Annotated in this window: 11 protein-coding genes; 3 read left to right on the plus strand and 8 right to left on the minus strand. The window is 64.7% G+C overall.

Annotated features, from left to right (window positions below; genetic code table 11):
- Position 1: 1 nt before the first annotated feature.
- Positions 2-748 (minus strand): enoyl-CoA hydratase/isomerase family protein, encoded by a 747-nt coding sequence (locus AO501_RS00165; protein WP_055576114.1) that lies wholly within the window; start codon positions 746-748, stop codon positions 2-4.
- Between the two features lie 85 nt (positions 749-833).
- Positions 834-1,814, minus strand: a complete 981-nt coding sequence (locus tag AO501_RS00170; protein ID WP_055576115.1) for a quinone oxidoreductase family protein — start codon at positions 1,812-1,814, stop codon at positions 834-836.
- A 219-nt stretch (positions 1,815-2,033) separates the two neighbouring features.
- Here AO501_RS00170 and AO501_RS00175 point away from each other — a divergent pair, with 219 nt between their 5' ends.
- The 3 genes from AO501_RS00175 to AO501_RS00185 are packed head-to-tail and all read left to right on the plus strand — an operon-like array spanning position 2,034 to position 5,172.
- The gene (locus AO501_RS00175; protein WP_197419722.1) at positions 2,034-3,188 is read left to right on the plus strand and encodes a response regulator transcription factor; all 1,155 of its coding nucleotides are present in this window, start codon (positions 2,034-2,036) and stop codon (positions 3,186-3,188) included.
- Complete coding sequence (locus tag AO501_RS00180; RefSeq protein WP_055575775.1) at positions 3,185-4,273, plus strand: helix-turn-helix transcriptional regulator; 1,089 nt, start codon at positions 3,185-3,187, stop codon at positions 4,271-4,273. The genes AO501_RS00175 and AO501_RS00180 overlap by 4 nt, the downstream gene beginning before the upstream one ends.
- Positions 4,270-5,172: a 1,4-dihydroxy-2-naphthoyl-CoA synthase gene (locus AO501_RS00185; protein ID WP_055575776.1), complete on the plus strand. Its 903-nt coding sequence runs from the start codon at positions 4,270-4,272 to the stop codon at positions 5,170-5,172. Before AO501_RS00180 ends, AO501_RS00185 begins: the two co-directional genes overlap by 4 nt.
- A 21-nt stretch (positions 5,173-5,193) precedes the next feature.
- On the opposite strand, the gene AO501_RS00190 is transcribed toward AO501_RS00185, so the two are convergent.
- The 6 genes from AO501_RS00190 to AO501_RS00215 all read right to left on the minus strand — a co-directional run bounded on the left by AO501_RS00190 (position 5,194) and on the right by AO501_RS00215 (position 10,335).
- Complete coding sequence (locus AO501_RS00190; RefSeq protein WP_055575777.1) at positions 5,194-5,991, minus strand: SDR family NAD(P)-dependent oxidoreductase; 798 nt, start codon at positions 5,989-5,991, stop codon at positions 5,194-5,196.
- Positions 5,988-6,920: an alpha/beta hydrolase gene (locus AO501_RS00195; protein WP_055575778.1), complete on the minus strand. Its 933-nt coding sequence runs from the start codon at positions 6,918-6,920 to the stop codon at positions 5,988-5,990. The genes AO501_RS00190 and AO501_RS00195 overlap by 4 nt, the downstream gene beginning before the upstream one ends.
- Positions 6,921-7,065: 145 nt before the next feature.
- Positions 7,066-7,500 (minus strand): ester cyclase, encoded by a 435-nt coding sequence (locus AO501_RS00200; protein ID WP_055576116.1) that lies wholly within the window; start codon positions 7,498-7,500, stop codon positions 7,066-7,068.
- Positions 7,501-7,574: 74 nt separating this feature from the next.
- Entirely contained in the window at positions 7,575-8,603 is a 1,029-nt protein-coding gene (gene dmpG, locus AO501_RS00205) for a 4-hydroxy-2-oxovalerate aldolase (RefSeq protein WP_055575779.1), read from the minus strand.
- Positions 8,600-9,541, minus strand: coding sequence for an acetaldehyde dehydrogenase (acetylating) (locus AO501_RS00210; RefSeq protein WP_055575780.1), 942 nt, complete (start codon positions 9,539-9,541; stop codon positions 8,600-8,602). Before AO501_RS00210 ends, dmpG begins: the two co-directional genes overlap by 4 nt.
- Positions 9,538-10,335 carry a 2-keto-4-pentenoate hydratase gene (locus AO501_RS00215; RefSeq protein ID WP_055575781.1) on the minus strand — a complete coding sequence of 266 codons (798 nt, stop codon included), beginning with the start codon at positions 10,333-10,335 and terminating at the stop codon, positions 9,538-9,540. Before AO501_RS00215 ends, AO501_RS00210 begins: the two co-directional genes overlap by 4 nt.
- Positions 10,336-10,364 lie beyond the last annotated feature (29 nt).

Consider the following 10,364-nt stretch of genomic DNA (forward strand, 5'->3'; position numbering starts at 1 on the left):
GTTACGCGTTGTGCCAGCGCGGCGAACGCTTCTCCTTGAAGGCCAGTACCCCTTCAGCCAGATCTTCGGTGGTGAACGCCAAGGCGAGTTGGGCCTGCAGGTAGTCCAACGCCGATTCCAGCGGTAGGTCCCGGGTCGCCGCCAACGCCCGCTTGCCCATGCCGAGCAACAACGGCGACTTGGCGGCGATGGCGGAAACCCATTGGCGCAGCGCCTCGTCGAACTCTCCGTCGGGTACCACCTTGTTGACCAAACCCGCAGCGGCGGCTTCGGTGGCGCTGATCAACCGACCGGTCATCATCAGCTCATTGGCGACCAGCCGTCCGGTAGCCCGGAAGATCAATGCCGAGATCATGAACGGAAATGCTCCGACGTTGATCTCGGGGCATCCCAGCCGCACTGACGACTTGGCGATGACGAGATCGCAGGCCAGCGCGATGCCGAGCGCGCCGGCCAGGACATCGCCGTTCGCGGCACAGACCACCGGCTTGTCGATATTGGTCAGGGTGCGAAACAGGTTAGGAAAACGGCCCAGTCCGGCGTACTTCGCGATCGTGGGGCGATTGTCGGCGAACGCATCCAGATTGCCTCCCGACGAGAAGATACGTGGGTGCGAGGAGGTCAGCACGATGACCCTCACCCGAGAGTCGGCTGCCGCGCGCTGCAGCAGTTGGCCCAACTGATCGAGCAGCAAGTCGGACAGCGCGTTGCGGCGCTCGGGATCATTCAGCGTCAGGTAAGCGGCCAGAGCCGCGTTGTCTTCCGGGGTGCCGGCGACGGCCTCTTCGAGTCGGTACGTGACCAGTTCGGGGGATGGGGCCACGGTGCACCTCCTAGTCGTGGGTCAGTACGCATTTGCCGAACGTGCGTCCATGCTCGAGGTATCGGTGCGCTTCGGCCGCCTGGTCCAGCCCGAACACCCTGTCGATCTCGGGTGCGCGCACCGAACGCCGATCGAACATGTCGAGCAGGCCCGCGAAATCTCTGCCGCTGCCCATGGTTGTGCCGAGGAGATCGAATTGACCGAAGTAGAAGCCGCGAATGTCCATCAGGGCGTTCTGTCCGGCGTTGGCGCCCAGCACCACCAGTCGGCCGCCGGGCCGCAAAGCGCGCACGGACTCACTCCAACGGCCGACAGGGTCGAGGACCAGATCGAATCCGCCGTTGTCCGGTGACATGGCACGGGCGTGCTCGGGCCACTCCGGCACGCTGTGCAACACCCCGCCGCGAGCACCCGCGGAGACGGCGCGCTCGATGGTGTCGGCCGAGGAAGAGGTCACCGTGATACTCGCTCCGACCGCGACGGCGAGCGCGATCGCCATCGTGGCGATTCCGCCACCGGCGCCGATCACCAGCATGGATTCACCGGACCGTAGCCGTCCGCGGGCAAACAGGGCCCGGTAGGTCGTCAGGCCGACCAGCGGCAGCGCCGCCGCCTCGGTCCAGCTCAGGCCTGGCGGCTTGGGGGCCACGCAGTCGACGGGAACACTGACCAGCTCCGCGTAGGTCCCGGGTGTGCGATCGCCTAAAATCTCCCAGCCGTTACCGGGCGCCTCATCGCGGTCGCCCCAGTTCAGGGACGGCAACACCAGAACGTGCTCTCCGGTGTCGGTGCGGACCCCGGCTCCGTCGGCCCCGATGATGTGTGGCAGCGGTGAACGGTAGCGGCCCTGGCGGACCAGGACGTCGTGCCAATTCAGCGCGCTTGCGCGCAATGCCACGGTCACCCAGCCCGGTCGTGCGGCGGGATCGGGAAATTCCCCGGGGCGCAACACTTCTGCGCTGCCGAACTCCTGCATGACCACCGCGCGCACGATCACCTCCTATGGCCTGACCATTAGACCATTGCGTCGTGAGTGCGCACAAGCGAATACGGGCGCGGCATTTCCAGGGGTGACGGGGAGCGCCCCGCGAATGACGCCGAGCAAATAAGGGCAGTGACCCCATTGTGTCGCACGCAACACCATCCTATACTTTGGTCCAATGGTCTGACCGTAATGCTTCGGCTGGCTCCAACGACGGGAGGAGAGGTGATGGTTTCACGAATGCCGAGTGTCTCCGTCGCGGAGGATCCGATTGTGATCGCACGTGCTGAAACAATCGTCGCGGCCGCTGCCGAACACCTTAAAGTGGCGCCGTTCGAATTGTCGCCGATCGCGTTGGAACACCAGTTGGCCAGCTTGCGGAAAGGGCTCGAGCAGCACTTGGCGGCGCCGTCCGGAACAGTAGATGAGTGGGCGGCGACCAACGAAATCTTGATCTCGATCCTGAGCTTGCAATGCGAACTCCTCGACCTCGACTTGGCACGCCGGGTCAAGTCGATGTCGGAGATACGCAATGCCCTGAAGTTCCTCAGAGGACTGCCGCCACGAAAGATGATCTATGCGGCCCCCGAGGTCCTGAGTCGGGAGTTGGCTTTCGCGCGGACGATGATCTCCACCGTGCGCGGTTCGGTGTGGCTGCCCCAACGGCTACACATCGAAAACGAAAAGGCAGATCCCAATTCGCGCAAGTTCCTGGATTACGTGGCCAGTCGCCACATCCAACTGGCGGACGCCCCGCTGGAGACAGAACTCGTCCGCAAGCGGAGCGGTGCATTCGCGCCGTCGCCGATGAATGACAAACGCACGTTCAAGGAGATCGTCGAGGTCGCAGGCTGCTCGGGCTACATAGCCGCACCAATTACCGTTCAAGGCAGGGCAATCGGAATACTGCACGCCGACCGTCCCAAGCCCCACGGACTGGTGACGATGGACCATCTCGAGCAGTTGGAGGCTTTCGCCGAATGCCTGTCCGTGGCATTCGAGAGTGCGGCGCTTGAGGAAAAGGCGGCGCAGCAGCGCGTCGAAGTCGACAAGTTGTGTGGCAACGTGGACGAACTTCTCGGCGGGTCAGGTCGCCCGGTGTTGTGGCCCGTGCCGGGTGAGGCACCGGGGACCCGGCAAGGTGCCGTTAGCCGCCGCGAACAACCCACTGCCTCCGCCTTGACCTCTCGCGAACGCGAGATCATGTCGCATGTGGCCACCGGCGCCACCAACGGACAGATTGCCCGATGCCTGGTGATTTCCGAAGGGACCGTGAAGTCCCATCTGAAACACATTGCCAAGAAGTTGAATACCTCAAGCAGAGCAGCGGCGGTCGCGACCTATGCGGGCGTCGGCACAAGTGAACTCGGGGTAGCCCGATGAACGCGCGCGCGATCGTGGCGCGTCTCAACGAACTCGATGGACGGCTGTGTGGCGCATTCGGTGTGTCCCGATCAGACGACGCGACGACACTCGACGAGGCAATCACGATGGCGGCCGCCACCACTGAGCGACTGGTCACCCGGGAGGGCGGCGTCGGTGACTGTGCCGAGTCGCCGATCGGATGCCTGCACCTGACGGAATTCCTGCAAGCTCAAGTGGAGGCGCGCCAGATGAAGGCGGGAGAGAGCGTCGATCTGGTGCGCTCGTTGACCGCTGGTGTCCGGCGAATGAAGAAGGCCGGATCGCTGCAGGGACTCGGCCGCCAAGCATGCACCGAACTCTGCGAGGTGCTCGGCTTCGACAGCGCGATGCTTTCCTTCGTCGAAGACGACGGATTCGTCGTCGAGGAGTCCGACCACGGTCTCGGTGGACCTACGGTGATCCCGCGTCGTGAATGCGCGGCCGAGCGAGCCTGTATTCGCTTGCTCAACACCACGGGGACGGATGACGCCGAAATGCCGGGTTCGCCCGGGTATCGGGAACTGCTTGGCTCGGTCCACTATTTGGTGGCTCCCGTCATCTCGAAAACGCGGGTTGTCGCTCTCATCCACGTCGCGCGTCGGGGTGCAGGGGCGGTCGCTGCCGCCGACGTCGATGTGCTCGACGCGTTCGCCTCAGCCTATTCGCTGCTGCACGAGAGAATGCTGAATACCGAACGGGTGCAACAGCAGCGGAACTCGATTGCCCGTGCGGCGGCCCGGCTGACCGAGGAAGCAGACCGAATTGCCGCAGCAGCCATAAGCTTCGACGTCGAGTGCGACGATCGTGTGGAGTCGCCGGCGATGGCAGCGGATTCCCTGCTGACGGCGACGCTTTCGCATCGTGAACGACAAGTGTTCGAGAGGCTGGTGCTGGGCGCCTCCAACGCCGAGATTGCCGACGAGCTCGTCATCACGATCGAGACGGTCAAGACGCATGTGAAGCGGATCCTTCGCAAGATCGGCGCTATCAACCGGTCCGAGGCGATCGCCCTCTACATGGACGACACCCGGAGCGCCTACCGGCGTCACAGCCGCAACCGATGACCGACAACCCCTTTCAGGCACCTGCATGGGCGTCGGTGGATGGATTCGCCGATCTCACCGATATCACCTACCACCGTCATGTCTCCGGCCCCACCGTGCGGGTGGCATTCAACCGGCCAGAGGTGCGCAACGCGTTTCGGCCGCACACGGTCGATGAGCTGTATCGGGCGTTGGATCACGCCCGGATGTCCCCCGATGTGGGCGTGGTGCTGCTGACCGGTAACGGCCCATCGCCGAAAGACGGTGTTTGGGCCTTTTGTTCCGGCGGCGACCAACGCATCCGCGGCCGCAGCGGCTACCAGTACGCGAGCGGAGAAACCGCGGACACGGTCGACCAAGCGCGCGGCGGCCGGCTACACATCCTCGAGGTGCAGCGGTTGATCCGGTTCATGCCCAAGGTCGTCATCTGCCTGGTCAACGGATGGGCGGCCGGCGGCGGACACAGCCTGCATTCGACCTGCGACCTGACGCTGGCAAGCAGAGAGCACGCGCGCTTCAAGCAGACCGACGCCGACGTCGGCAGCTTCGACGGCAGTTTCGGCAGCGCCTACCTGGCCCGCCAGGTCGGCCAGAAGTTCGCGCGCGAGATCTTCTTCCTGGGCCGGCCATACACAGCCGAGCAGATGCATCGCATGGGCGCCGTCAACGAGGTCGTCGACCACGCCGAGCTGGAGATCGTAGGGTTGGAGTGGGCGACCGAGATCAACGGGAAGTCGCCTCAGGCGCAACGAATGTTGAAGTACGCCTTCAATCTGCTCGATGACGGGCTGGTAGGTCAGCAGTTGTTCGCCGGGGAGGCGACCAGGTTGGCATACATGACCGATGAGGCGGTCGAGGGCCGCAACGCGTTTCTGGAGAAGCGGCCGCCGGACTGGACACCATTCCCCCGTTATTTCTGAACCACTGCGGCGGCTGGATGGCTATGCCGCAGAAATGCCGCCATTGACGCTGATGGCCTGCCCGGTCAACCGCGCGGCTGCCGGGCTGCAGAGGAACACCGTCAGCGCCGCAATATCTTCGGCCGTCGGCACACCGAGCTGAGCTTGCTGTGCGGCTCGGGCAAACAGCTTGCCGCTGAATCCATCTGCGGTGATGCGCTCGGTCGAGGCGGTGCCATGGACCAGCGACGGCGTCAGCGCGTTGGCGCGGATACCGTAGCGCTTCTCCTCGATGGCGATGGTCCGGGTGAACATCACGATGGCCGCTTTCGCGGCGCCGATCACCGTTTCGCCAGGCGTGGCGGTCTTCGCGGCGTCCGACGCTACGTTCACAATCACACCACCTCGGCGATCGCGCATGCCCGGCAGCACGGCGCTCGCCAGATACATTGACGGCAAGGCTAATTGGGTCAGCATGCGACCGATGTCGGCGGTCGGGATGTTGATGAACAGCTCGGGCCGGACGTCGGCGGCGGTGGTGCACATCAGAATGTCGATACCCGAAAGAATGCGATCGGCTTCTGCCGCGACGGTAGCCGCGGTGGTGGGATCGGTGGCGTCGCCGGCGATGAAATGCGCGGCTGCGCCAAGTTCGGCGATGGACTTCGCGGCAAGCTCGCCGCGCTCGGCGTTGCGGCCGACGATCACGATCCGCGGCACGCCGGCCGCGGCCAGTGCTCGCGCTGAGGCCAGGCCGATGCCGGCGGTGCCGCCGACGATCAGCGCGGTGGAGGCGTCGAGGTCTTTGGGGGCATGCAGTTCGGTGCGCTCGGTAGTCATCGATTCGTCCTCATATCCGTTGAAATCTCTTGTGGTGGAGACGCAGTGGCGGTAATCGCGCGCTGCAGCCACTGCAGCAAGTCATCGATCACCTCTGCCCGGTTGACCTCATTGAGGATCTCGTGGCGGGCATCGTCGTAGACGCGGACAGTGACATCGTCAAGGCCGGCGGAGCGGTACCGGTCCACGAGCGCCCACAACAATGTGAGATCGGCGTTGACGGGGTCCCTGGACCCCACCGCCAAGTACAGCGATAGCTCTGGGGGGATGCGTGCCACCTGTGCGGGATCTGCCAGACGCCGGGCGCCGTCGAACATGCCTTTGAGCGACTCGGTGTCGAGGCCGAATCCGCACAGCGGATCAACGACATAGGCATCGACGACCGACTCGTCGCGCGAGAGCCAGTCGAAATCCGTTCGCGCCGGGTGGAAGGCGGCATTGAAGGCGGAAAGCTCCAGATCGGCGGAGAGGTCCAAGGCGGGTTCGAGAAGGTCGACGGCCGCGGTTCCGGTCAGCGCGACCGCATCAACCTGGCCGCCGTGATCCAGCAGAAATTGTTGAGCGGCAAACGAACCCATGCTGTGCGCGATCATCACCACCGGAAGGCCGCGGTGTTCTGATTTCGCCTGGGCCACCACCAGAGCCAGGTCGTCGACCAGCGTTCGCCACCCGTTGGGTCCCAGGTGTCCGGGCTCGTCGCCGCTGTTCAGGGACGCGCCATGTCCTCGATGGTCGTGCCCGTACACGACAAAACCCTGGGCGGTGAGCGCGTCGGCAACGTGGTCGTAGCGGCGAATGTGCTCGCCCATGCCATGAACCAGGACGACGACGCCCGCGATGCGCTGGTCATCGTGCGGGGTCCAGCGATAGCCGGCGAGCCGGCGCCCGTCGGCGGAATCCAACGAAAACGTGGCTGGATGAAGATTCACTGCGTCCTCACGGGGTGCTTCGCACAGAGTAGCGCCTTGGGTCCTAGTGTCTAATGGTCAGACCATAGTCCCCGGACTTGGCCGGGTCAAGCGGCTGCAGCCACCGGAGCTGCATTTCGCGAAATGTGCTGAATGGCTTAGCCGGTCATCCCAAACCAAGTTGAGTCAGCAGCGTGCCGACATTCCAATAGGCGTGTACCGAGACGGCCCGGCCATCGGTGTCGACCTCCCAGACGTCCAACCCGGGGATGTCGAAGGTGTGACCGGTGGGCGTGACCCCCGGCGGGAATCCCTCGCCGGTGTGGGTGCCGACCATCCGCCACTCCTGCGATACGCGATGATTGGCGATGTCTACCAGCGGCTCACCGACAGGGTGAAAGGCTAGATCTGGGAAACCTGCCCACGCGGCAAGAAAGAACTCGCCGGCCTGCTGGTGGTCGGTGATCGGTGCGGGCAGCGATGGATCCTCCCAGTGCACTGTCTCAGCGATTGCGGTCAGCGCGGTCGCCAGGTCGCGTTGGTTCCACGCGGCGAAATAGCGTGCAGGGTAGGCGGCGAGGTCGGTGGTCGTCGCGGTCACGTTCGGTCCTTTCACTACAGTCCGGTCTTGCGCGGCACCTACGGTAGTGCCGATCACCTCGGCGGCTCGTCCCCCTAAAGCGAGGTTTTATGGACTCCGGGGGTACCGAGCAAATCGAGCGCGACATCGCTGATCATGTCTTCCTGGCCGCCGATCAGGCCGCGCCGCCCGACCTCGATGAGGATGTCGCGCACATCGAGTCCGTGTTCCTGCGCGGCACCTTCGGCGTGCCGCAGAAAACTGGAGTAGACCCCGGCGTAGCCCAGCGTCAATGTCTCCCGGTCGACCCGGACCGGTCGGTCCTGCATCGGGCGTACCAGGTTTTCGGCGGCGTCCTGCAGGGCGAACAGATCGCATCCGTGCTGCCAGCCGTAGATTTCGGCGACTGCTACGAATGCTTCGATCGGGCAGTTGCCGGCTCCCGCGCCATGGCCGCACAGTGACGTGTCGACCCGGAAGGCCCCTTCTTCGACGGCGACCACAGAATTGGCGACCGAGAGCGACAGGTTCTCGTGCGCGTGAATACCGATCTGGGTGCCTGGCTCGAGCAGGTCGCGGTAGGCGCGTACCCGATCTCGCACATCGCGCATGGTGAGGCGCCCACCGGAATCGGTGACATACACACAGTGCGCTCCGGCATCCTGCATTAGCTTCGCCTGGCGCGCCAGTAGGGCCGGGTCGGCCATGTGGGACATCATCAGGAAGCCGGAGACATCCATGCCCAGGTCGCGCGCCTTCGCGATGTGCTGCTCGGCGATATCGGCCTCGGTGGCATGGGTGGCTATTCGTACCGAGGTGACGCCGAGGTCGTGGGCGGCCACGAGGTCGCGGATGGCGCCAACCCCGGGCAGCAGCAGTGTGGTCAGTCGCGCGCGGTTAACCACCTCGGCTGCAGCGGCGATCCATTCCCCATCGGTCGAGCTGCCCGGGCCGTACGTGAGGCTGGAGCCGGCAAGGCCGTCGCCGTGGGCGACTTCGATTGCTGCGACTCCGGCCCCGTCGAGGGCGGCGGCGATTCGGCGTAATCGGTCGAGCGGCATCCGGTGACGAACGGCATGCATGCCGTCGCGCAGTGTGACGTCCTGGATGTAGAGATGCGTCATGGCACCCGTTCTTCCGTTCGCGCAGCCAGGCGTTCGGCGACCTGCAGTGCGGCCGACGTCATGATGTCGAGGTTCCCGGCGTAGGCCGGTAGATAGTGGGCGGCGCCCTCGACCTCCAGGTACACCGACACCTGCCAGCGCGGAAGGCCGTACCGGGCATCAATTAGTTCTGCTGCTGCAGAGCCATTTTCGACCCGGCGGACCTGCACCCGTTGTTTGAGCCGGTATCCGGGCACGTAGGCAGCGACGGCATCGACCATTGCCAACACCTGACTCTCGACGGAATAGAGATCGGCATCACCGATCAGGCAATGCACGGTGTCGCGCATGATCAATGGTGGCTCGGCCGGGTTGAGCACGATGATGGCCTTCGCCCGTTTCGCTCCGCCGACGACCTGCAACGCCTTTGCGGTGGTCTCAGTGAACTCGTCGATATTGGCCCGAGTGCCTGGGCCCGCCGATTTCGATGCGATCGAGGCGACGATCTCGGCGTAGAGCACCGGCGTGGTGGCGGCGACCGCCGCGACGACCGGGATGGTGGCCTGGCCGCCGCAGGTCACCATGTTGAGATTCGGGCTCTCGAGGTGTGTTTGCAAATTTACGGCCGGCACGACGAAGGGGCCGACCGCTGCCGGTGTGAGATCGACCAGGGTTTTGCCGCGCGCAGCCAGCAGCCGCCAGTTTTCGACATGTGCAGCCGCCGACGTTGCATCGAAAACAATTGCTATGTCGTCAAATTCGGACATCTCCAGCAGGCCTTGCACGCCGTGCGAAGTGGTCGGCACGCCCAGACGCTGCGCCCGCCGCAGCCCCTCGGATCCCGGATCGATGCCGACCATCGCGCCCATCTCAAGGCTCTGCGACAGCCGCCGTACCTTGATCATCAGATCTGTGCCGATATTGCCCGAGCCGATGACGGCTACTTTGGTGCGGGTCATGGTGTCACCTCGGCGAATGAGATTTCCACGGAGCCGATTCCGCCGATTTCGGCTATGTACGTGCTGCCTGGCCGGACCGGCACCATGGGGCCCAGCGCACCGGAGAGCACAATATGGCCGGCACGCAACGGAGAGCCGTTCTCCCGTGCGGTGCGCGCCAGCCAGCGCAGCGCGTTAAGCGGGCTGCCCAGGCAGTCGGACCCGCAACCGGTGGAGACGACCGTGCCATCCTGGGTGAGTTGCATGGTGCGCGAGACGAAGTCGAGATCAGCGGCGGCCGCCACTTCCGATCCCAGCACGAACATCGCTGACGAGCCGTTGTCAGCGATGGTGTCGACAATGCTGATCGACCAGTCGCGCACTCGCGAGTCGACGATCTCGATCGCCGGTACCGCGATACCGGCGGCGGCTCTGAGACGCGAATCCGACAGGTCACCGTCGAGGTCCTCGGCGAGGATGAACGCGATCTCGGCCTCGACCTTGGGCTGCAGCAAGAGGCCGGTTTGGACCGTCGCCCCGTTGGCTACCTGCATGTCGGCGAACAGCACACCGGAATCAGGTTGGTCCACACCCAACTGCCGCTGGACCACCGGGGAGGTCAGGCCGACCTTGTGGCCGACGATCCCGCGTCCTCGCGCCAGTGATTCCTCGGTGATCAGGCGCTGCACCGCGTAGGCCGACGCGACGTCGGCCTCGTCCAGGAGGTCTCGCACCGGATCGCATTGCCGCGGTCCGGCGGCGGCTGCGATCAACCGGTCCGCGGCCTCGCGCAGCCGTGTTCTATTGATGGCCATGGCGTTTGAATCCTTAGGGTTTGTGGCTG

The sequence above is a fragment of the Mycobacterium gordonae genome, assembly GCF_001417955.2.
Classification (GTDB): domain Bacteria; phylum Actinomycetota; class Actinomycetes; order Mycobacteriales; family Mycobacteriaceae; genus Mycobacterium; species Mycobacterium gordonae_B.

Bases quoted from the DNA above. Each gene is read 5' to 3' on its own strand.
- AO501_RS00175 (WP_197419722.1), top strand. From the start codon at position 2,034: ATGGTTTCACGAATGCCGAGTGTCTCCGTCGCGGAGGATCCGATTGTG.
- AO501_RS00180 (WP_055575775.1), top strand. From the start codon at position 3,185: ATGAACGCGCGCGCGATCGTGGCGCGTCTCAACGAACTCGATGGACGG.
- AO501_RS00185 (WP_055575776.1), top strand. From the start codon at position 4,270: ATGACCGACAACCCCTTTCAGGCACCTGCATGGGCGTCGGTGGATGGA.
- AO501_RS00190 (WP_055575777.1), bottom strand. From the start codon at position 5,991: ATGACTACCGAGCGCACCGAACTGCATGCCCCCAAAGACCTCGACGCC.
- dmpG (WP_055575779.1), bottom strand. From the start codon at position 8,603: ATGACGCATCTCTACATCCAGGACGTCACACTGCGCGACGGCATGCAT.
- AO501_RS00210 (WP_055575780.1), bottom strand. From the start codon at position 9,541: ATGACCCGCACCAAAGTAGCCGTCATCGGCTCGGGCAATATCGGCACA.
- AO501_RS00215 (WP_055575781.1), bottom strand. From the start codon at position 10,335: ATGGCCATCAATAGAACACGGCTGCGCGAGGCCGCGGACCGGTTGATC.